General features: G+C 67.6%; 18 protein-coding genes and 1 other RNA gene. 13 read left to right on the top strand and 6 right to left on the bottom strand.

The features are described 5' to 3' along the window. Positions 1-439: 439 nt before the first annotated feature. The 4 genes from IE243_RS14770 to IE243_RS14755 all read left to right on the top strand — a co-directional run bounded on the left by IE243_RS14770 (position 440) and on the right by IE243_RS14755 (position 7767). Positions 440-856 carry a hypothetical protein gene (locus IE243_RS14770; RefSeq protein ID WP_191320163.1) on the top strand — a complete coding sequence of 139 codons (417 nt, stop codon included), beginning with the start codon at positions 440-442 and terminating at the stop codon, positions 854-856. A 470-nt stretch (positions 857-1326) separates the two neighbouring features. After that, positions 1327-2319, top strand: a complete 993-nt coding sequence (locus IE243_RS14765; RefSeq protein WP_191320162.1) for an NADPH:quinone oxidoreductase family protein — start codon at positions 1327-1329, stop codon at positions 2317-2319. Positions 2320-2451: 132 nt separating this feature from the next. Beyond that, complete coding sequence (locus IE243_RS14760; RefSeq protein ID WP_191320161.1) at positions 2452-3903, top strand: FAD-binding oxidoreductase; 1452 nt, start codon at positions 2452-2454, stop codon at positions 3901-3903. A 117-nt stretch (positions 3904-4020) separates the two neighbouring features. Continuing rightward, positions 4021-7767, top strand: coding sequence for an AsmA family protein (locus IE243_RS14755; RefSeq protein WP_191320160.1), 3747 nt, complete (start codon positions 4021-4023; stop codon positions 7765-7767). 347 nt (positions 7768-8114) lie between these two features. On the opposite strand, the gene IE243_RS14750 is transcribed toward IE243_RS14755, so the two are convergent. The 5 genes from IE243_RS14750 to ssrA form a co-directional block, all read right to left on the bottom strand. Further along, positions 8115-8357 (bottom strand): ribbon-helix-helix domain-containing protein, encoded by a 243-nt coding sequence (locus IE243_RS14750; protein ID WP_191320159.1) that lies wholly within the window; start codon positions 8355-8357, stop codon positions 8115-8117. Further along, positions 8354-8635, bottom strand: a complete 282-nt coding sequence (locus tag IE243_RS14745; protein ID WP_308432054.1) for a DUF4169 family protein — start codon at positions 8633-8635, stop codon at positions 8354-8356. Before IE243_RS14745 ends, IE243_RS14750 begins: the two co-directional genes overlap by 4 nt. A 173-nt stretch (positions 8636-8808) precedes the next feature. Further along, complete coding sequence (locus tag IE243_RS14740; RefSeq protein WP_191320158.1) at positions 8809-9429, bottom strand: glutathione S-transferase family protein; 621 nt, start codon at positions 9427-9429, stop codon at positions 8809-8811. A 207-nt stretch (positions 9430-9636) separates the two neighbouring features. Further along, positions 9637-10371: an SspB family protein gene (locus tag IE243_RS14735; protein ID WP_191320157.1), complete on the bottom strand. Its 735-nt coding sequence runs from the start codon at positions 10369-10371 to the stop codon at positions 9637-9639. Positions 10372-10394: 23 nt separating this feature from the next. Further along, positions 10395-10748: a transfer-messenger RNA gene (ssrA, locus tag IE243_RS14730) on the bottom strand. A gap of 227 nt (positions 10749-10975) precedes the next feature. On the opposite strand from ssrA, the gene IE243_RS14725 reads away from it, so the two are divergent. The 8 genes from IE243_RS14725 (at position 10976) to IE243_RS14690 (ending at position 18460) form a co-directional block, all read left to right on the top strand. Continuing rightward, positions 10976-11818 carry a thymidylate synthase gene (locus tag IE243_RS14725; protein ID WP_191320156.1) on the top strand — a complete coding sequence of 281 codons (843 nt, stop codon included), beginning with the start codon at positions 10976-10978 and terminating at the stop codon, positions 11816-11818. An 11-nt stretch (positions 11819-11829) separates the two neighbouring features. After that, entirely contained in the window at positions 11830-12261 is a 432-nt protein-coding gene (locus tag IE243_RS14720; RefSeq protein ID WP_191320155.1) for a hypothetical protein, read from the top strand. Positions 12262-12309: 48 nt separating this feature from the next. Further along, positions 12310-13380 (top strand): copper chaperone PCu(A)C domain-containing protein, encoded by a 1071-nt coding sequence (locus IE243_RS14715; RefSeq protein ID WP_191320154.1) that lies wholly within the window; start codon positions 12310-12312, stop codon positions 13378-13380. A 154-nt stretch (positions 13381-13534) separates the two neighbouring features. Next, entirely contained in the window at positions 13535-14068 is a 534-nt protein-coding gene (locus IE243_RS14710; protein ID WP_191320153.1) for a dihydrofolate reductase, read from the top strand. A 324-nt stretch (positions 14069-14392) separates the two neighbouring features. Beyond that, positions 14393-15550, top strand: a complete 1158-nt coding sequence (hflK, locus tag IE243_RS14705) for an FtsH protease activity modulator HflK (protein WP_191320152.1) — start codon at positions 14393-14395, stop codon at positions 15548-15550. Then, positions 15547-16455 (top strand): protease modulator HflC, encoded by a 909-nt coding sequence (gene hflC / locus IE243_RS14700; RefSeq protein ID WP_191320151.1) that lies wholly within the window; start codon positions 15547-15549, stop codon positions 16453-16455. Before hflK ends, hflC begins: the two co-directional genes overlap by 4 nt. A 111-nt stretch (positions 16456-16566) precedes the next feature. After that, a complete protein-coding gene (locus tag IE243_RS14695; protein WP_191320150.1) occupies positions 16567-16752 on the top strand; it encodes a DUF2065 family protein in 186 nt (61 codons plus the stop codon). A 229-nt stretch (positions 16753-16981) separates the two neighbouring features. Beyond that, a complete protein-coding gene (locus IE243_RS14690) occupies positions 16982-18460 on the top strand; it encodes a Do family serine endopeptidase (protein ID WP_191320149.1) in 1479 nt (492 codons plus the stop codon). A 160-nt stretch (positions 18461-18620) separates the two neighbouring features. Here IE243_RS14690 and serB read toward each other — a convergent pair whose 3' ends face one another. Then, complete coding sequence (gene serB, locus IE243_RS14685; RefSeq protein WP_191320148.1) at positions 18621-19574, bottom strand: phosphoserine phosphatase SerB; 954 nt, start codon at positions 19572-19574, stop codon at positions 18621-18623. Between the two features lie 50 nt (positions 19575-19624). Here serB and miaA point away from each other — a divergent pair, with 50 nt between their 5' ends. Beyond that, the gene (gene miaA / locus IE243_RS14680; RefSeq protein WP_191320211.1) at positions 19625-20515 is read left to right on the top strand and encodes a tRNA (adenosine(37)-N6)-dimethylallyltransferase MiaA; all 891 of its coding nucleotides are present in this window, start codon (positions 19625-19627) and stop codon (positions 20513-20515) included. The last annotated feature ends 495 nt before the right edge of the window (positions 20516-21010 follow it).

The raw sequence follows: 21010 nt of genomic DNA, 5'->3' as shown, positions 1-21010 counted from the left end.
GGCGGCGCGCGCCTGCACGCCGGCCGGCGCCATCATGAAACGGATTGGCTGTCCGCAATCTGGCCAGCGCCGCAACCTGGCCAACGCCGCAACCTGGCCAGCGCCGTGATCTGGCCAGCGCTGTCGTCGCCGCTGGCCCCCGACCTGTTCGCGCCGCCAGCTGGCATGCCCACGCGATGAACTGGAGCGCGCAATTCAGCCAGTTGCCCAACGCCCGCCAGCGTCGCCGCCTCGCGGGGCTTCCGATTCGACGGCGCGCCGTAACGTCAGCACATTGGACCATAAGGGGAACGAAAGTCGAGCATTCGTTTCCACCAGAAAGGCCTTTCAAAAGCCATATGGGCTTCTATATTAGTAAATGGAAGGTTTCCGCAGCCTTCTGGCGCGCCTGCCAGTTTCGTCTCTCCGGGCAGCGCGCCGACCTGTACAAGGAGCCGCCATGCGCCACCATCCCGACACGCGTCATGCATGGGCTGTCGCGCGCGATCACGCCGCGCGCAGCAATGGCCGGCGTGGAAAGGCCACGGCCCGGGCGAAAGCCATCACCGCCCAGGAAGTCGCGCGCATGCGCCGCCGGGTGGCGTTGGGCGCCGCCGCCGCGGCGCTGGCCGCCGCCGCCGCCCTGTGGGCGGCCTCAGGCGTTCCATTGCACGCCCAAGGCTATGATCCGGTGACGGGCGTCCGCTCTGGCCAGTCGGTCCAGCAGTCGAACCGCGCCATGCAGCAGCGTCTGGAAAACCAGCAGTATCAGCAGCAGAACCAGTTGCGCCAAATGCAGCAACAGCAGCAGATCCAGCAGTTGCAGAACCAGAACCAGCCCGGCATGCTGCGCCCCTGTACGACAGGCCTCTGCTAAAGGAGCCGGCCGGGCGATCCAGGGCGAACCTGGCGACGCCGCCCAGCCCCGCGCCATGCCCCTGTCTTTCATCCGCCTGTCTTGCGCTATGTCATGCCCGCACGTGTTGCGGGCGTCGACGTCTGGCTTCGTCGATCGTGCGGAACAGGCTGACCTGCAACCGCCTGTCAGGACATGTCGGATCGCGGCCATCGCATGCCCGGGCAGCCCCTGCGCCTGCCACCTGCATCCCCAACAGGCCAGTCCCTGACGCATGGGGAAGTTGCATGGGGAAGCTGGTTGTCGCCTTTAATCGCGGCCGATCCGGTCCATGACCGCCCTTCCACGACACCGTCCAGCCGTTCTCCCATCCCACCCCTTGCACAACCCGCCGCTTCGGTTCAAAGCCTGAGGCAAAGGGGCCTGGTGTTTCCGTTCGCGGCGTGGTTCGCTTTCGGCGCCAAACGCCAGGCGGGAGTGAACGGGCGAGGATGACGATGAAGGCTGTGCAGTGTCTTGAATACGGCGATCCCAAAAACCTGGTGGTGAGGGATCTGCCCGATCCGGTTCCGGGTCCGCGCGACGCCATCATTGCCGTCGAGGCGGTGGGCCTCGGTTATGTCGATGGCCTCAATGTGCGGGGCGCGTATCAGGTCAAGCGGCCGTTGCCGTTCATTCCCGGCAGCGAACTGGCTGGCACGGTGATCGCCGTCGGCTCCGAAGCCCCGCAGGATCTCGTCGGCAAGCGGGTGATGGCCCTGGCCGAACGCGGCGCCCTGTGTGAGAAGGCCGTGGTCTTCGCCGCCCAGTGCACGCCGCTGCCGGAAAAGTTCAGCTCCGTCGCCGCCGCCGCCGCGCTGGTGAACTATTCCACCGCCATCTACGGTTTTGAAACCTGCGGTCATCTGCAGCCCGGCGAAACCGTGCTGGTGCTCGGCGCTTCCGGCGGCGTCGGCATGGCCGCCATCGACGTGGCCAGGGGCATGGGCGCGACCGTGGTCGCCGCCGCCTCGTCCGATGAGCGCCTCGCCGCCTGTGTGAAGGCCGGCGCTGATCTCACCGTGAACTATAGCGGGCCGGACTGGCGCAAGACGCTGGAAGCCGTGCTCGACGGTCGCAGGCTCACGGTGATTTATGATCCCGTCGGCGGCCAGTGGTCGGAGACGGCGTTCCGCTGCCTGGCTCCTGGCGGCCGTCATCTGGTGGTCGGCTTCGCCGGCGGCGAAATTCCGAAAATACCGCTTAACCTGCCATTGCTGAAGCGCGCCAGCATCGTCGGCGTGGATTGGGGCGGCCATGTGCGGGCCGAAGCCGGCGCCGCCGCCGTCATTTTCCAGCGCATGATCGAGCTGGTGAACGGCGGCCGCATCAATCCGCAGCCCAGCGCCACCTTCGCGCTTGAGGAAACGCCCGCCCTGCTGACGCGCATGCTGAACCGCGAAAATATCGGCAAACCCGTGGTGGCGATCGGCAAGGCCGTCTGAAGCGCTTTTCAGAAAACGGAACGCCGCTTTTCGCTGAAAAATGCTCTAGGCTGTAGCCCATTCGGGCCAATCCGGGGACGTGGCAACAGGCGCCCCCGGCCACGACGTCCATCATGCGAGGGGGAGGCAGACATGGCCGCGACGATCCAGACAGCACCTGTCGACGATGTGAACGCCCCGCCTGGCCGCGCCGCCTGTCTCGCGGCCTTGCAGGCGCGCTTTGGCGAGCGCTTCACCGTCAATGAGACGATCCGCGAGCAGCACGCCAACACCCTCACCTGGCAGGGCAACCAGCCGCCGGACGCCGTGGTCTTTCCGGAGACGACGGAAGAGGTGGTGGAAATCGTTCGCCTGTGCGCCGCCCACCATGTGCCGATGATCCCCTATGGAACTGGCACCTCGCTGGAAGGCCACGTCAACGCCCCCTTTGGCGGCGTCTGCATCGACACCGGCCGCATGAAGGCGGTGATCGCGGTGCACGCGGAGGACCTCGACGTGGTGGTCGAGCCTGGCGTCACCCGCAAGGAGCTCAACGAGTATCTGCGCGACGCTGGCCTGTTTTTTCCGATCGACCCCGGCGCCGACGCCTCCATCGGCGGCATGGCGGCGACGCGTTGCTCCGGCACCAACGCCGTGCGCTACGGAACCATGCGCGAGAACGTGCTGGCGCTGGAGGTGGTGCTGCCGGATGGCCGCGTCATCCACACTGGCTCGCGCGCGAAGAAAAGCGCCGCGGGCTATGATCTCACCCATCTGTTCGTGGGTTCGGAAGGCACCCTCGGCGTCATCACCAAAATCACCCTGCGACTGCATGGCATTCCGGAGGCCATCTCCGCCGGATGCTGCCCGTTCCCCAGCGTTCACGCTGCCTGCGACGCCACCATCCAGACCATCCAGTCCGGCATTCCGGTGGCGCGCATCGAACTGCTCGACGTCGCCTCGGTGCGCTCGGTCAATGCCTATTCGAAGATCGGCCTGCCCGAGACGCCGATGCTGCTGGTGGAATTCCACGGCACCGACGCTTCGGTGCAGGAGCAGGCGGCCCGCTTTGGCGAGATCGCCGAAGGGCTTGGCGGCGGACCGTTCGAATGGGCCACCCGGGCTGAAGATCGCACCCGCCTGTGGCAGGCCCGGCATGACGCCTATTGGGCCGGGCGCGCCGCCAATCCGGGCATGCTGACCTTCGCCACCGACGTTTGCGTGCCGATTTCCCATCTGGCCGATTGCGTGGAGGAAACGGCGCGCGATCTGGACAGCATCGGCATTGCCGGCGGCACCGTTGGCCACGTGGGCGATGGCAATTTCCACACCCAGCCGTTCTTTGACGTCAACGACGCCGCCCAGCGCGCCGCCATTGAGGGCTTTCTGGCGCGGCTGGCGGCGCGGGCTCTGGCCTACGGCGGCACCTGCACCGGCGAGCACGGCATTGGCCAGGGCAAGATGAAATTCATGGCCGCCGAGCACGGCGAGGACGCGCTCGGCGTGATGCGCGCCATCAAGCAGGCCATCGATCCGGAAAATCTGATGAACCCCGGCAAGATCCTGCCGCCCCGGCAAGATCCTGCGCTCCGGGTTGAAGCCTGAGCTGCGGCGCGTTGCATTGGGCAACGCCGGAAACCGGCCTTGCCTGAAGCCGGCGTTGCCGACGCCGGAGAGGGAGCGGGCCTGGCCGGCTCCATGTTCGCATGATGGGGAGCAGCTTTGCGCGACTTCCTGACGGTGCTGGCCGTGGCGTTGATCGCGATCCTGGTTGTCGCGCTCGCCGGGCCGCGCTTCATTGACTGGACCAGCCAGCGCGGCCGCATCGACGCGGCTCTGGGGGAAGCGCTCGGGTTTGACGTGCGGACCCGCGGCGCCGTCAACCTGCGGCTGCTGCCGTCGCCGGTGCTGCAACTCGAGGGGGCTGAAGTTCGCGATGCGCCGCCCCTGGCCGTGGCGCAGGAAGCCCCTGTTCGTTCGAACGCCGCTCCACCGCTGCTGACCACAGGCAGCCTGCGCGTTGAACTGGCCCTGGCGCCGCTGCTTGGCGGTAAATGGCAGATTGCCGACGCCGCAGTCGAACGGCCGGTGTTGCGTCTTGTCTGGCCGCCTGCGGCAGGCGCAAAGCGCCCGGGCCCGGCGATTGCGCCTGCCCTCGACGCATTGCGCATCAGCAATGGCGTGCTCATCGTCACCGATCGCCACGGCGCGCCCCTGTTCGAGCGACAGAGGATCAATGCCCAGGTGCAGGCGGCCTCGCTGGCCGGTCCGTGGCGCATCAACGGCGTCGTCGATGACGCTCCGTTCAGCCTGGCGACGGGCGAGCTTGAGAGCGACGGCGCCTTCCGGTTGCGCGCCTCACTTGGCGAAGGCGCGGGCGGTCGCGCTGAATTTGACGGCCAGGCGCTGCCGCCGGACGCCGCATCCGGCAGGGAGTGGGGCCTCGCGGGCCGCCTGTCGCTGGGTCGTCCGCTGCCGCAGCCTGGCGCCGCGGCAACCAGGCCGGAAGACGCGCCGCGCGCCAGCCTCACGGCCGATCTCACCCTGGCCGGCGAGGCGCTGAAAGCCAGCCAGGTCCGCATCGATCTTGGAGGCCCGGCGGCGCCGCTGCGCTTTGAGGGAAGCGGCGCCGGCGCGCTGGGCGGCGCGCGCCGGTTGACGTTTGACCTGAAGGCGCGCCGTCTCGACCTCGCGGGTCTGCAGGTCGCGGACGGCGACGACGTCTTCGCCAGCGTCATGGCCGTGGTCCAGGAACTCGCAAGACTTGCGCCGGTTCCCGACCTTTCGGCGCGCCTCAGCATCGACGCCCTGGCCTGGGGCGAGGAGGAAACCGGGCCGGCGCAGCTGGAGGCGCGGCTGGCCGGCGGCGTGGCGACCCTCGGCTCTGGCCGCGTCGCGCTACCCGGCGCGTCACTGGATCTGACTGGCGACGCCCGCATGACGCCGCGTCCTTTCATCACCGTATCGCCGCGTCTGGAGGCCCGTCAGCCGGCCTTGCTGGCGGCATGGCTGCGCCGGTTGGGCGCGCCGGATAACGTCGCCGGCTGGATCAGCCGACAGAAAAATCTGGGACTGTCGGGCCAGGCCGGCGTGTCGCGCGAGAGCCTGTCGGTGCACGGCCTGCAACTGACTGCCGGCGACGGCGCGCTTTCAGGGCTGTTCGCCAGCCGCGCCGGTGATCTGCGCGCGCCGCCGCGTTTTGATGCGCAATTCGCCGCGCGTGGCCTCGATCTTGCTGATCTGCCACTGTCGCCGGGTCTGCTGGCGGGATGGACAGGCGATGGCGTGGCGCGTCAGCAGGAGGGGTCGCTGACATTCACCGGCGAACGCCTGCGGCTGGGCGCGACCGGGCCGGTCGGCGCCGTGCGCCTGCGCGCCAGCCGCACTGGCGCTGACGTGGACGTGGCGCTGCTCGACGTTCGCAATCTCGGCGGCGTCGACATAACCGCCGCTGGGAGCCTGAGCGGCGCCGGCAAGCCGCTCACCGGCGAGATTCGCGCGCCGGGACTGGCGGCGCTGGCCACCCTGTCAGAGCGGCTTGGCGCCGGCGGCCCGTCGTGGTTGCAGCGGGCGTTGCGCGATCCCGTGCTGGCGCGCCCGGTGCAGATCAGCTTTGGCGCCGAGCCACAATCAGGCGGCGGCGCGGTGTTCCGTTTCACTGGCGACGTCACGTCGGCCGGCGTGGCCATGGGGCGCCTTACGCTGGCGCCCCCCGCGCACGGCCGCGCTGTCAGCCTCGCCGCCGGCCAGATTACCTTGTCTGGCGGCGACGCGGCGACGCCATTGCGCCTGCTGGCGCCGGCGGGATTCGCTCTCGCTGATCCTCCGACAGGGCAGGGCCCATGGCGGGCAGTGGTCAATCTCAGGCCCGAAGCCAGCGGTGTCCGCGCCGCCTTCGAGGCGCAGGCCGCAGGGGCGCGGCTCACGGTGACGCCGGATGCTGGCGGCGCGCGCCTGGCGCTGGCCGCCGATGACGCCGCCAGCTTCGCCAGAGCCTTGGGCTGGCCGCGCCCAACCGCCGCTCCCCTCAAACTGGAAGGGCGCCTCAACTGGGGCAATACGGATCAAAAGCAGGGGCGGGGGCAAGACAACGGAGCGGTCTGGAGCCTCACATTCCAGGGACGCAACGGCGATGCGCCGCTATCCGGCATGATCAGCCCCCTGAGCGATGACACGTCTGGAAACGGGGGGCTGGCGGCTGAGGTCAATCTTGAAGCCGTGTCCCTGCCGACGCTGGCCGGCGCCCTGGCGCTGGGCGAAGCCGCAGCCGGCGAACCCCAGGGCAATGGGCTATGGTCGTCACGACGGTTCGCCCCGGCGCCGGTCTCGCTCACTGATCCGGCGACCGGCGCGCCGCGCGCCCTGGAGCTGTCGCTGAAGGCGCGGCGTCTGGATCTTGGCGCTGGCTTTGTCGTGGCCGACGCCAGCCTGGGCGTCGCTTCTGTCGCCGATGGCGTGCGCATGGCCTTGCAACCGGCGGCGCTCTCAACGCCTCTCTCATCATCTGCTGGCGGCAGGCTCGCCGGAACCGTGCTTCTGCGTCGCCAGGGGGCGGCGGCGGCCCTTTCGGCGGACCTTCGCCTTACGGGCGCGCCGTTAACAGGGTGGGGCCTTGGTCAGGTTCAGGGCGTCGCCGACGTCGAGCTGCGTCTTGGCGCTTCGGGTGAGAGCCCGGCCGCCCTGGTCGCCAATCTCGCTGGCAATGGCGAAATCCATCTGCGCGACGGCCGGTTGTTGCAGGCGTCGCCGCTGGCCCCCGGCGCGGTGGTCGCCAGTCTGGCTGGCGATCCCGCCGGGCTTGACGCGGCGACGCTGTTGCAGACGACGCAGCGCCAACTGGCGGCGGGGGCATTCACGGTGGCGGAGGCGAAAGCGCCGGTGGTCGCGACGGGCGGCGTCATCAGGATTGATCCACCGCCGCTTGCCGATGGCCCCGGCGGCCTTGACGCGGAGGTGATGGTTGATCTGCGGGCGCTGCGTCTGGACGCCGTCGCCAGGCTGGTTGCCTTGACGGCCCCGCCGCGCTGGAAGGGCGCGCCGCCGGCGCTCGTCCTGAACTGGCGTGGGCCGTTGACGGCCCCGGCGCGAACGGTCGATGTGGCCGCGCTGCAGACCGGGCTGGCCGCCATCCGGCTTGACGACGAGTTGCGTCGGGTCGAGGCATGGAAGGCGGAGGCCCGGCGTCTGGAGGAGGCCGAACAGCGCCGACAGCAGGAACGTCAGGCGCAGCAGGAACGCCAGGGGCAGGAGGAGCGCCAGGCACATGAAGCCCGTCAGGCTGAAGAGGCGCGCAAGGCTGAAGAGGCGCGACGCCGCGACATGCACGCCCCGCCCCAGGACGGCGCGCCTTTGCCAACTGCCCCGTTGCCGCCGCCGCGCCCAAATCTTGCTCCGGGCCTCGCTCCAGGGCGGCCAAAGCCGCCCACAGCCCTGCCGTCCACGCCAACGCCCACGCTGCGGTTTCAGTAGTGCGTCGGCGCCGGCGCTTGCGGGCCAGCGTCGACAATGTTGTCTTCGGTTGCTCTGGCGCCTGGTCGCGGCGCCAGCGGCCGGTCGGCGGCGGCGTCAATGCGGAGAAGAACCGATTATGCCAAAACTGCCGGACGCTTTTCCCGGTGCGTGATGGTCAATGCTGATGTCAGGTCGCCAGAAAGCTGGCGCATCCGTGGCCGGCAAAACTCAAATCAGCACATTCGCCCATGGCGGGACGTGCGTTGCGCTGACTGGGTTTGACCAGGGCTCTTTCGCCAAAACCCATCGTCGGCGCCTGACGCGCCGGACGCAACGGGTTGGGGGGCGTCTGGCGGAACAAGGCTCTATTCCGGGGCGGCCTGGCCGCGCTTCAGCGCTTCGTTCAGCACAAACACCCGGATGGCCGATGACAGGTTCTCGCCGGCGCGGGTCTGGTCGATTTCGACGACGAGCCGGGCCACGGGGCAGCCGCGCGCCGCCGCAATATCGCGCAGCGCCTGCCAGAAGGCCTCCTCCAGCGAGACGCTGGTGCTGTGCCCGGCGATGACAATGGAGCGTTTGACCACGCCTGCGGGGTGGGCGTTCAAGCAGGCGTTTTCCCATCGTCATCGGGGGCGAAGGGCGTCAGCCGGTGGCCTTCCAGGCGTCGTTCGGCCAGATCGGCCACGCTCTGGTCGCGCTGCTTGTCCGCCTTGCTGCGGCCGAACGCCGTCCGGTTGCGCGCCGCCCCGGCGTCCTTGTCCTGGCGCGCCCGTTGCTTGCGCGCCTGCCGAAGATTGATGACGTCGCCCATCACCCGCCCCCTGTCATGGGAAAGCAGAAATCCGCCGATCGAACCCGGATTTTGCTCAAATTTTCCGAACAAAGCGCTTCTTCACGAAACACGATGGCCCGCGTTTCCGGAAACGCTTCCGCGCATTGCCAAAAACTGGCGCAGCTTCAATGTGCCAGCCAAATTGCGTCAAATAAAAGGATAGCGAAATGCCCCGCCAGCCGACGGCGCTTCGCGAAGATGGCGCCGTCAGTCGGAGCGCGTCGTCAGGCGCCAAAGCCTTCCGCCGCCAGCGCCCGTTGCACTGCCGGGCGCGCCAGCATGCGGGCGTGGTGGGCGGCGAGATTGGCCGGCAGTTCCTCCTTCAGACGGAACACTTTCCACCACGTCACATAGAACAGGGCGTAGTCGGCGACGGAGAGGTCTCCCGCCACATGGTTCCGGTCGCCCAGTTCCTGTGAAAGAATGGCGAGGCCCTTGTTGACGTTCTCGGCGCCGAGGGCGCGGATCGCGCCGTATTCCGCCTCGTGCGGCGTGAAATAATTGGGACGGAACATGCGGGTGAAGCCCTGCGGATGCACCGTGCCGGTGACGTAGCTGAGCGACGACAGCGCCTGCGCCTGTGCGTCGATGCCCTGCGGGATCAGCTTCAGCTCCGGGTTGGCGAGACCGATCCACCAGGCGATGGCGGCGAATTCCGTCAGCAGGCGGCCGTCATCGCGCACCAGCGCCGGCACCTTGCCCTTGGGATTCACCGCCGCATATTCCGGCTTGCGCTGGTCGCCCGCGGACAGGTCCAGGCGGATGGCCTCATAGGGCTTGCCGGTTTCCTCCAGCAGGGCGTGAATGCCGATAGAGCAGGCGCCGGGGGCATAGAACAGCTTCATGTCGCTCACCTTCAGACGAAGCGCCGCAGCAACGCTGGCGCGGCGTGGACATTGTTGTGCGCCAAAAGCTGGCTGCGGCAAAGCGGCGTGATTGTCCGGAACGGCGCTTGCGAAACGCGTGATGGCCCGCAGAAACACACATGCCCGCAACGTGTGCGGGCATGGTTGGGATCGCGGCGCCGTTGGCCCCAGCGCGAAGACGCCGTGTCAGTGCTTCTTGCGGAAAGCGTCGAGGCTGACGACCTGGGCGCCGCCGGAAGCCGGCGCGCCTTCCGTCTCCAGCTCTTCCTTTTCCGTCGCAGCCGGCCCGGCGTCGACGCTGACGGTTTCTCCGGCTTCAGCAGGCGCGTCGTTCGCAGTGGCGTCCGCTACGGTTTCTTTTGCGGGAGCGCTGCCCTTGCTTTCGGCCTCGTCGATGGCGTCAGTCCCGGCCACGCCATCCTGGGCGGCTCCAGCCGCCGTCGCGGCGGCGCGTTCCCGCACCGAGCGCGGCGTGAACTGACGCGGGGCGGGGGCTGGCTCGCCGGCGGCCGTCGGCCCGTTCCGGTCCGCGCCCTTCCCGTCAGCCTTGTCGGCTGCTTCGTCGTCCTTCACCTCGAACTTGAGGCCGAACTCCACCGACGGATCATAGAAGCCGCTGATGGCGTCGAACGGCACTGTCAACCGCTCGGGAATGCCCGAGAACGACAGGCCAACCTCAAACAGGTTGTCATTGACCGTCAGGTCCCAGAACTGGTGTTGCAGGACAATGGTCATCTCTTCCGGATATCTCTCCCGCAGACGGCTGGAGATCTTCACGCCGGAGACATTGGTGCGAAACGAGACGTAGAAATGGTGCTCTGGCGGCAGGCCGTCCCGGCTGGCGTCGGTCAGCACCTTGCGAACGACGCCTTTGAGCGCGTTCTGAACAAGGAGATCGTAGCGGATGTGATCTTTCGACATGGAGCCCCGCGCGCCGCAAATCAGGTGGAGGCTTCTGTTGCCAGGCGCCTCCGGGCCCCGCCTTACGGGGCTAACCGCAAGGGCTTGAGTCGAGGATGCTCAACCGCTTACGCGGCCGCGCGGACCTCAGCAAAGTTGTCGTTGGCAACTATTGCAACGGCCCGATAACGGCGGAACCATGCCGGGCAAAAGCACACCCTTTACACCCTCGTCGATCCTGTTTCGCCCCCGCCAAAACCCGGAGGAAGCCGGGTTTTGGTGGAGGCGCCGGGTACCGCCCCCGGGTCCGAAAGGCTTATTTCGATGACCATTTATCGCCATATCCGTCTTGCGACGGCGAGATGAATATAGGGCGTGGCGCCCCTGGCGAAAAGGGGCAAGCGCAAGACAGGCGGCTTTGGGGCCAGGGATGCTGTGGGCAGCGGTGGGAAACCCACGTCTGTGTGGCCTTTCCGCCATGCGCCAGCCCCGTCAGGAGCCCGCGCCGGGCAGGACAGGCCCTCCCCGGGGAGGGACACTTGCCGCAGGAGGGGGCGGCGCCTATGCTGCGCCGCCCGGAAAGGCCGTCCTGGTTTTGAGTCCGTTCCGGTCCCGACGGACAGCGATGCAAACCTATCTTGATCTGCTCAACCGGATTCTCTCCGAAGGCGCGCGCAAGGGCGACCGCACCGGCACCGGCGTGCTGTCGCTGTTCGGCCATCAGATGCGCTTCAATCTGGCTGACGGCTTCCCCTTGCTCACCACCAAGCGGGTGCATTTCCGCTCCATCGTGCATGAGCTGATCTGGTTTCTCTCCGGCGACACTCACGTGCGCTATCTGCAGGAAAACGGCGTCAGCATCTGGGACGAGTGGGCGACGCCCGAACAGTGCGCCAGATTCGGCCGCCAGGCTGGCGACCTTGGCCCGGTCTATGGCCACGCCTGGCGCAATTTCGGTGGAACCGAACTGCCCGACGGCTCTTTCGCCCAGGACGGCGTCGACCAGATCTCGTGGTTAATCAAGGAAATCCGGCGCAATCCGGATAGCCGCCGGCTCATCGTTACGGGCTGGGACCCGGAGCAGCAGGACCGCGTCGCCCTGCCGCCATGCCACACCCTGTTCCAGTTCTACGTCGCCAATGGTCGCCTGTCCTGCCAGCTTTACCAGCGCTCGGCCGACGTGTTTCTGGGCGTGCCGTTCAATATCGCCAGCTACGCCTTGCTCACCCATCTGATCGCCCAGGCCTGCGATCTGCAGCCAGGCGATTTCGTCCACAGCTTTGGCGACGTCCATCTTTATCTGAACCATGTGGAGCAGGCGAAAGAGCAGCTTTCCCGGGCGCCGCGCGCCCTGCCGAAGCTGTGGCTCAATCCGCAAACGCGCGACATCTTTGCCTTCCGGTATGACGATGTGCGGCTGGAGGGGTATGACCCGCATCCGCTGATCCGCGCGCCCGTCGCGGTGTGAGGGCCGCCGCCATGAGGCCCCACGGATCAGCCCTGGCAAAACCGCCTGACATTGCCGGCCATCGCCGGTTTCGGACCCTGTTCGCGCTGGTTCTGGCCTACGCGCTGGCTTTGCAGCCGCTGCTCATGGGCGGCGGCATCGCTCACGGCGCGCCGGGCGACTTCCAGGCATTGTGCGCCGCCGGCAGCGCGGGCCGTGACGACGCGAGGCCTGGCGACGCGCCTCCCGCCGGCGCTGTCGCGCTGGCGTGCTGCTGCCTCGCGGCCATTGGCGGCGCCGCCGCCGAGCCGCCGCCGCCGCTTGCGCTACCGGGCGCGCCGCCGTTCGCGCGCCTCGCGGCGCCGGCCGTCGCGGACTGGCATGACGGCTGGCCCGCCCCGGCGCGACCCTCCGCCCGCCCACGGGCGCCGCCCGCCCATCCGGAGATCACACAGACGGCGTGAGGCGAACGTCCGCGCCATTTCCGATCCGGATGACGACAGGCAAATTTCATGACGAACCCAGTGATTTCACACTCCACGGCCGCCCGACCGACGGTGTTTTCCCCGCTGGCGCGGCTGCTCGTCGGCGGCCTTCTGGCGGCAGGCTTCGCCAGCGCCGCTTCTGCGCATGCGGTGTTGACACCGCCGGAGGCCAAAGCCGGCGCCAGTTGGCGCGGCGCCGTCCGGATCGGTCATGGCTGCGAGGGCACGCCGACCAGGCTGGTGCGCGTCACCATTCCCGATGGCGTTGTCGCCGTGCGGCCGAAGGCGAAATATGGCTGGCTGATCGAGACCACCTGGGCGCCTTACGCCAGCCCCGTGGAGATCCACGGCAAGAAAGTGATGGAGGGGGTCAAGACCATCACCTGGAAGGGCGCCGCGCTGCCTGACCACATGTTCGACGAATTCGAGTTTATGGCCCAGATCCAGCCGGACGTCGCGCTCCAGAACGGCAGACTGTATTTCCCGGTCTATCAGGAATGTGAAAAGGGGTCGTTCGACTGGACGCAGATCCCGGCCGCGGGTCAGAACGCCCATGACCTGAAGGCCCCGGCGCCGGCGCTGGCCGTCGCCACCGCCGGGCAGGGGGCTGGCCAGGCCGCCGCCGGCGCCCAGGGCGCAAACGCCCGCCAGCTTGCCGTCTCCGGCGGCTGGAGCCGCGCCACGCCCAATGGCGCCAAGGTCGCAGGCGCCTATGTTGCGATCGCCAATGGCGGCCCGAAGGGCGACGTGCTCATCGGCGGCAGGTTCGATGTGGCCGACCGGGTTGAAGTGCATGACATGACCATGACCGACGGCGTCATGCGCATGCGCCATCTTGAGCAGGGGCTGGAGATTCCCGCCGGCGGCTCTGTCGAACTGCGCCCCGGCGGCCTGCACCTGATGCTGATGGGGCTGAAGAAGCAGCTCAGGCAGGGCGACGCCATCCAGGGCGTGCTGACCTTCCGTGACGCTGGCGACGTGGCGGTGACGCTGCCGGTGGAGGCCGCCGGCTCGCCAGGGCCTGGCAAGGCTCCAGCCGGGGCGGGCGCTGGCTCAAAGGCCGGCGAGAGCCATGACCACGGCAACCACGCGCACTAGACGGTATGAGAGCGTAAGGATGGCGTGGGGTTCAGGCATGGATGGCCCGAAGCCCGGCCATGACGCGAAGGGGCCGCAGCCGGGGGCAAGGGTGAACTTGTCCCCGACCTTTCCTCTGAACCGGGGGCGTTCCCAAGAAAAGTGGAGTTGACCCATGAGCGCACCGTTGCAACTGGCCCTGGTGGTCGCCATGGGCGAGAATGGCGCCATCGGCCGCGACAACGCGTTGCTCTGGAAGCTGCGGGCAGACATGCGCCGTTTCCGGGCGCTGACCATGGGCCATCCGTTGATCATGGGACGCAACACCTGGGATTCGATAGGCCGTCCGCTGCCGGACCGCGACACGATCGTGCTCAGCCGCAACGGGGCGTTCGCGCCGGAGGGCGTGCTGGTCGCCCATGATCTCGCTGGGGCGCTTGAGTTGGCCGGGACCTGCGCGGCCAGACGCGGCGTCGACAGCGCCATGGTGGTGGGCGGAGCGCAAATCTATGCGGCGACCCTGCCCGGCGCCGCCCGCGTTCACCTTACCCTGGTGCAGGACAGGCCCGAGGCCGACGCCTTCTTTCCGGGCGGGCCGGAAGGCGCTTGGCGCGACAACTTCGTCGAGACGTGGCGCGAGGCGCACCCGGCGGGGGCGGAAGACGAGCGGCCGTTTGTCTTCATCGACCTGGCCCGACGCCAGCACTGACGGGCGCTCCCCTTCGGAGGCGGCGGTCTCCGGACGTCGCCTTCGCGCCAAAAAACCGCGCCGCGCATTGTGCCGCAAGGATTCAATGACTATCTGCCCTGGTTGACAGGCGCGCGTGGGCAACCAACAAAAGCAGACGTAAAAAAGCATGGCGGCGAAGGGATCTGCGTCCGGCGCCAGAAGCATGTTCCGGCAGGGCCTCCAGGTCAGGCCGATGCGAACCTGCTCCAGACATATGAAAACCGCTCTGTGCTTCTGCCCGCCGCCTGGCGGGGCAGGAGAGAATGCGGAACCGGCGCGCTTTGAAAGGGGAATGACAGATCGATGCCTTGGAGCAATCAGAGTGGCGGCGGCGGTAGCGGCGGCAATGGCGGCGGTCCCTGGGGACCGCGCAACCAGGGGCCCTGGGGACAGGGGCCGCAACGGAATCCCGGCGGCCCCCCCGACCTTGAGGATCTGCTGCGGCGCGGCCAGGACCGGCTGAGAAGCGTCTTCCCCGGCGGACAGAGCGGCGGCCCCGGTCTTCGCACCATTCTGCTTGCGGCTCTGGGCGCCATCGCCTTGTGGCTGCTCACGGGCTTTTACCAGGTCGGCCCCACCCAGGTCGGCATCAATCTGGTGTTCGGCAAATATGTCGGACAGACCGGCGAGGGCTTGCGTTACAACTTCCCTTGGCCAATTGGCCAGGTTCTTCGCCCGGACGTGACGGGGCGCAGGACCATCGAGATCGGCATGCGGACCACCGATGTTTCGCGCACCCGCCTGCAGCAGCGGCCGGTGACCGAAGAGGGACTGATGCTCACGGGCGACGAGAACATCGTCGACATCAGCTTTGAAGTGCAGTGGGTCGTGAACAAGGCCCAGGCGCAGGATTACGTCTTCAACCTCCAGAACCCTGACGGCACGATCCGTGTGGTCGCTGAAAGCGCCATGCGCGAGGTTGTCGGCCGGCGCAACATCCAGGCCATCCTGACTTCGGACCGCGCCGCCATCCAGGAGGATGTCCGGCAACTGATGCAGGGCACGCTCAACAGCTACGGCGCTGGCGTGGTCATCGTTCAGGTGAACCTGCTTCGCGTCGACCCGCCGCAGCAGGTCATTGACGCGTTCCGCGACGTGCAGGCCGCACGTCAGGATCAGGACCGCATGCGCAACGAGGCCGAAACCTACGCCAGCCGCATCGTGCCGGAGGCGCGCGGCAAGGCGATTGGGGTCGTGCAGCAGGCCGAGGGCTACAGGGAGCGCTCCGTCAAGGACGCGGAAGGTCAGGCCGCGCGCTTCAATTCGGTCTACGAGCAGTATCGCAAGGCGCCGGCGATCATTCGCGAGCGTATGTATCTGGAAACCATGGAAAACGTGCTGAAGGACTCCGACAAGGTCATCATCGACCAGAAGGGCGGCCAGGGCGTCGTTCCCTATCTGCCGCTTGACCAGTTGCAACGCCGTTCGGGCGCGGCCGCTGACGGGGAGGCCGCACGATGAACAGCACCCTGAAAACCCTCGGCGTCATCGTCGTCCTCGTCGTCGCCGTGGCGATCTATGCGGGCGCCTTCGTGGTCGGGCAGACCCAGGAGGCCGTCGTGCTGCAGCTGGGCCGCGTTCGCGCGGTGATCCAGAAGCCGGGCCTGTATTTCAAGATCCCGTTCATCGAGAATGTCGTCTATGTCGACCGTCGCGTGCTGGATCTTGACCTGCCGGTTCAGGAGGTCATCGCCGCTGACCAGAAGCGTCTGGTGGTTGACACCTTCACCCGCTATCGCGTCGTCAATCCGCTGCTGTTCTATCAAACCGTCGGCACCATTCCGGGCGCCAACCAGCGCCTGACGCCGATGGTCAATTCGACGACCCGTTCGGTGCTGGCCGAGGCCACGTTCACTGCGATCGTCAAGGATGAGCGCGACCGGCTGATGAAGCGCATCCGCGCGGACGTGAACCGTCAGGCCGCCAGCCTCGGCATCGAGGTGGTGGACGTGCGTCTGCGTCGGGTGGATTTGCCCGAACAGAACAGCGAGGCGGTGTTCCAGCGCATGAAGACCGAGCGCGAGCGCGAGGCGGCGGACATCCGCGCCCAGGGTTCGCAGATCGCCCAGGGCATCCGCGCCAACGCCGAGCGTGAGGTCACGGTGCTGCTGGCCGAGGCCAACCGCAAGAGCGAGGAGCTGCGCGGCCAGGGCGACGCCGATCGCAACCGCATCCTGGCGGCGGCGTATGGCAAGGACCCGTCGTTCTTCTCGTTCTTCCGCTCGATGCAGGCCTATGAAGGCTCGCTGAAGGGCAGCGACACGCGCATGGTGCTGTCGCCGGATTCGGAGTTCTTCCGATACTTCCACAACCCCGCTGCGGCGGCTCCCGGGCAACCGCAGGCGGGCGCCCCGGCGCGCCCCTGAGGCTCAGACGCGCGTCCGGACAGGTGGTCCGGCGCGCGGAAACCTGTTCAGGGGGCCTTTGGCCCCCTGCGCCTTACCAGATCTCGACAAATGCGCCAGAAAGGCAGCGTCGTGACCGATCTCGTCGTCGCCTTGGGGCTGCTGCTGGCCATCGAAGGTCTGTTGATGGCCTGCGCCCCGGATTTCACCCGCCGGATGGCCGCCGAAGTTCTTGAAACGCCCGGGGAACGTCTGCGCATGGCGGGTGTTGTCGCAGCGGTTGCCGGCGTCGCCATCATTTGGCTTTGTCGGGGGTAGATTGTGCTGCCCGGACGTTTCTGATTCTGATGCATGATCTTGCCAGGGCGCGATCCTGATTCATGGATCAGGCAAACCGTTTCCTGACATATTCGATAGCGACGGATTCACCATTCATATGCGCGCGCTCCGGCGCCCATATGAACCGATCTGGCTCTGGCGCAGGACGATGGACCTGCGCCTCCCGAACCGGCCTGTCGCAGCGCGCGTGCGCGGGCAAGGAGGATTTATGAAATTTGCTGGATTCAACATCATGGCGGCCGCAGCGCTGGCGCTCGGGCTGGCGTTTGGCGCCGCCCCGGCGCAGGCCCGCGGCCCCGCCGGATTCGAGGATCTTGCCGACCAGGTCACCAACGCCGTCGTGAATATCTCGGCGACGACGACGGTGGAGCAGGGCAAGGACCGCATGCTGCCGCAGATCCCGCGCGGCACGCCGTTTGAGGACCTGTTCGAGGAGTTCTTCAACCGTCGCGGCGGCCCCGGCGGACCGGGTGGACCTGGTGAAGGACCGCGCCGCCAGCGCAAGTCCAGCTCGCTCGGCTCCGGGTTCATCATTGACGCCGCCGGCGTCGTGGTCACCAACAATCACGTGATTGGCGACGCCAATGACGTCGAGGTGATTCTCAATGACGGCACCAAGATGAAGGCCGAGATCGTCGGCAAGGATTCCAAGCTCGACCTGGCGGTGCTGCGCGTCAAGCCGGGCGCGACGAAGCTGACCGCCGTGAAGTTCGGCGATTCCAGCAAGATGCGCATCGGTGAGTGGGTGCTGGCCATCGGCAACCCGTTTGGCCTCGGCGGCTCGGTTTCGGCCGGCATCGTCTCCGCCATCAACCGCAATATCGATCAGGGTCCGTACGACAGCTACATCCAGACCGACGCGGCGATCAACAAGGGCAATTCCGGCGGTCCGCTGTTCAACATGGCCGGCGAGGTGGTTGGCATCAACACCGCCATCCTGTCGCCCAGCGGCGGTTCGGTCGGCATCGGTTTCTCCGTGCCTTCATCGCTGGCCGCGCCGGTGATCGAGCAGTTGCAGAAGTTCGGCGAGACCCGTCGCGGCTGGCTCGGCGTGCGCATCCAGAACGTCGACGACGCCACGGCCGAGGCGCTTGGTCTCGGCAAGGCGCGCGGCGCCCTGGTCGCTGGCATTGATGAGAAGGGCCCTGCGAAGCCGGCTGGCATGCAGGTGGGCGACGTGATCATTCGCTTTGATGGTCAGGATGTGAAGGACAGCCGTGAGCTGCCGCGCATCGTGTCGTTCTCGCCCGTCGGCAAGGAAACCGACGTGGTTGTCGTCCGCAAGGGCAAGGAAGTCACGCTGAAGATCAAGCTTGGCCGTCTTGAGGACGGCGAGAAGGAAATGGCCGCGCGCGGTGAGAACGTGCCTGGCGTCGCCAAGCCAACCGTCAGCAAGACCCTCGGCCTTGACCTGGCTCCGCTGACGTCGGAAGGCCGCAGCCGCTTCAACATCAAGGACGACGTCAAGGGCGCTCTGGTCATTCGCGTCGACCCCGATTCCCGCGCTGCTGAAAAGCGCCTGCAGCCTGGCGACACCATCGTCGAGGTGAACCAGGAGCAGGTGGCGTCGCCGGCCGACGTGACGAAGCGCATCGACGCCCTGAAGAAGGACGGCAAGAAGTCCGCCCTGCTGCTGGTCGCCAATCCGCGCGGCGACGTCCGCTTCGTGGCGCTGCCCATCGAGTAAGGACGGGCAAATGGCTGGCCTGGCGCGCCCGGGCCAGTCCTGGTTCCGTCGCGGCCGTCATGTCAGACGGCAGGCAAAATGAAAGCCGGGTCCGCAGGGACCCGGCTTTTTTGTTCCGCCATCCAGGCTCCCGGTGGGCCAGGCCCGCCAGGTTTCGGCGTCAGCGCACGAATTCTTCCTCGCGATAGCCCTGCGCGAACAGCAGGGTGGCCAGATCCGTATGGTTGATGCGGGCGCTGGCGGCGGCGGCTACTGCGGGCTTGGCGTAATAGGCGACGCCGAGCCCCGCCTCCTGCAGCATGTCGAGATCATTGGCGCCGTCGCCCACCGCCATCACCGCTTCGGGAGGCAGCTTCAGCTCCTCGCGCAGCCGCAGCAACGTCGCCTTCTTGGCCTCGCGGCCCAGAATGGGATCGATCACCACGCCGGTCAGTTTGCCGTCGGCGTATGCGAGCGTGTTGGAATGGTGCTCGTGAAAGCCGATCTTCTCGCTGATCGGGCCGGTGAACACGGTGAAGCCGCCCGAGACGAGGCAGGTGTGGGCGCCATTGGCGCGCATGGTCATCACCAGCTCACGCCCGCCGGGCGTCAGGATCAGCCGGTCGGCGACGATGGCGTCAACCACCGAAAGGTCGAGCCCCTTCAACAGGGCGACCCGCTCGCGCAGCGCCGGCTCGAACGCCAGCTCGCCGCGCATGGCCCGCTCGGTGATCTCAGACACCTGCGGCTTCAGGCCGACGAAATCCGCCAGCTCATCGATGCATTCCTGGCCGATCATGGTCGAATCCATGTCGGCGAGGAACAGTTGCTTGCGGCGATGCGCCGCCGGCTGGACGATAATGTCCACGGGCGCCCTGGCCTCATCGATCAGGGCGCGCAACTGCGCCTCGATCAGATCGACCGGCGCCGGCGACGGAAACACCAGATCCACGGCCCGGTCTTCCGCCAGCTCGGTGGTGAATACGGGGCCGCTGGCCAACGACGCCGCCAGCATCTTCAGTCGCGGGACGAGGCTGTTGGGGCCGTGCGCCGCGAGCAGCCCGGAGCCGGCGAGGGCTGGACTTGCGACCAGGGTCGCGACAGAAGCTTCGGTTTGATGAGTTGCAAGGGACATGGCGCGTGGCTGCTATCGTGGAAGAACCGGAACGGAAGGCCCTCGCGGACGTGATCTTGCCCGGCGAACCCGTGGACGCGGTTCTCATCGCAGGCCCGACCGCATCCGGCAAGTCCGCACTGGCCATCGACATGGCCCGGCGTCTCAATGGCGTGGTCATCAACGCCGACTCCATGCAGATCTACCGGGACCTGCATGTGCTCACCGCCCGCCCGTCCGCCGCTGACGAACAGGCTGCTCCCCACCGGCTCTACGGCGTCGTTGACGGGGCGGAGAATTATTCGGTGGCGCGCTGGCTGGCGGCGGCGGAGCAGGAGTTGCAGCGGGCCCGCGATCTTGCCCTGACGCCTATCTTCGTTGGCGGCACCGGCCTGTATTTCCGGGCGCTGCTGGAGGGGTTGTCGGATATTCCGCCCGTGCCGCCGGAGCTGCGCGCCGCCCTGCGCGCCGAAGCTGAACTGCTGGCCGGCGACGCCCTGCATGCGCGCCTCGCCGCGCGCGATCCGCTGATGGCCGCCCGTCTTGAGCCGGGAGACCGCCAGCGCATCCTGCGGGCGCTTGAGGTGGTCGCGGCGACCGGTCGTTCCCTTGCAGCGTTCCAGGAGCAGCGCGTCGCCGGGCCGTTGGCTGCGGCGCGGACGCAGCGGCTGTTCCTGGCTCCGGAACGGGCGACGCTGTATGCGCGCATCGACGCGCGCTTCGACCAGATGATGCGCGAGGGGGCGGTGGAGGAAGTGAAGCGCCTCGCGGCGCGCGGCCTCGATCCGGCGCTGCCGGTGATGCGCGCCCACGGCGTTCCGGGCCTGACGGCCTGGCTGCGCGGCGCGGCCGCGCGGGAAGATGCGGTGACGCGCGGCAAAGCCGACACCCGCCATTACGCCAAGCGCCAGTTCACCTGGTTCCGCCACCAGATGGCGGGCTGGACGTGGGTGGCGGTCTGAAGCATGGCTTTTATATTTCTGTGACCAGAAAGCCGGCTTTGTTCCGGTATGCGCGGAACCAGGGGCCGTCGGGTTTCATGACTTCCGCCTCATCGGCATGGCGTCCACGCGACGCCCGGCTGGAGTTGGCGGTTGCGCATTGGGGGGCGGGGAAGTTCCAGAGGTTCACGCCAGGCCGGGATCCTGAGCGCGCGTATGACAGGCGTCTCCCATTCGGCTGCCTGCTGCTGGCGCGCCGCGCCCTGCTGAAAGGTTGGGGCGAATCTGTTGCGCCACGAAGCCGCGCGGCCGCCTGAACGCGCGGGCGCGCCGGGCATCAGGGCATCCGGATGGCGGGAGCGAGCTGGCGGCTGGCAACCTGAATCGGGACGTGACTTCGGATGGCATCGTGCTGAAACCTGTTGTCTGCGACCAGGCATCATCACGCGGCGCGTATCCGCATCATGCGCCATGAGCGCCCGGACGACGTGCATGCCCTGGAATCGCGGGGATCGT

The sequence above is a fragment of the Camelimonas fluminis genome, from assembly GCF_014656355.1.
Taxonomy (GTDB): domain Bacteria; phylum Pseudomonadota; class Alphaproteobacteria; order Rhizobiales; family Beijerinckiaceae; genus Camelimonas; species Camelimonas fluminis.
The sequence above is the reverse complement of the archived record's forward strand: the minus strand, read 5'-3'. Positions and strand labels throughout refer to the sequence as shown.

What these genes read in the sequence shown, in the direction of transcription:
- IE243_RS14770 (WP_191320163.1), top strand. Translation starts at nt 440, where the DNA reads ATGCGCCACCATCCCGACACGCGTCATGCATGGGCTGTCGCGCGCGAT.
- IE243_RS14765 (WP_191320162.1), top strand. Translation starts at nt 1,327, where the DNA reads ATGACGATGAAGGCTGTGCAGTGTCTTGAATACGGCGATCCCAAAAAC.
- IE243_RS14760 (WP_191320161.1), top strand. Translation starts at nt 2,452, where the DNA reads ATGGCCGCGACGATCCAGACAGCACCTGTCGACGATGTGAACGCCCCG.
- IE243_RS14740 (WP_191320158.1), bottom strand. Translation starts at nt 9,429, where the DNA reads ATGAAGCTGTTCTATGCCCCCGGCGCCTGCTCTATCGGCATTCACGCC.
- IE243_RS14735 (WP_191320157.1), bottom strand. Translation starts at nt 10,371, where the DNA reads ATGTCGAAAGATCACATCCGCTACGATCTCCTTGTTCAGAACGCGCTC.
- IE243_RS14725 (WP_191320156.1), top strand. Translation starts at nt 10,976, where the DNA reads ATGCAAACCTATCTTGATCTGCTCAACCGGATTCTCTCCGAAGGCGCG.
- IE243_RS14720 (WP_191320155.1), top strand. Translation starts at nt 11,830, where the DNA reads ATGAGGCCCCACGGATCAGCCCTGGCAAAACCGCCTGACATTGCCGGC.
- IE243_RS14715 (WP_191320154.1), top strand. Translation starts at nt 12,310, where the DNA reads ATGACGAACCCAGTGATTTCACACTCCACGGCCGCCCGACCGACGGTG.
- IE243_RS14710 (WP_191320153.1), top strand. Translation starts at nt 13,535, where the DNA reads ATGAGCGCACCGTTGCAACTGGCCCTGGTGGTCGCCATGGGCGAGAAT.
- hflK (WP_191320152.1), top strand. Translation starts at nt 14,393, where the DNA reads ATGCCTTGGAGCAATCAGAGTGGCGGCGGCGGTAGCGGCGGCAATGGC.
- hflC (WP_191320151.1), top strand. Translation starts at nt 15,547, where the DNA reads ATGAACAGCACCCTGAAAACCCTCGGCGTCATCGTCGTCCTCGTCGTC.
- IE243_RS14690 (WP_191320149.1), top strand. Translation starts at nt 16,982, where the DNA reads ATGAAATTTGCTGGATTCAACATCATGGCGGCCGCAGCGCTGGCGCTC.
- serB (WP_191320148.1), bottom strand. Translation starts at nt 19,574, where the DNA reads ATGTCCCTTGCAACTCATCAAACCGAAGCTTCTGTCGCGACCCTGGTC.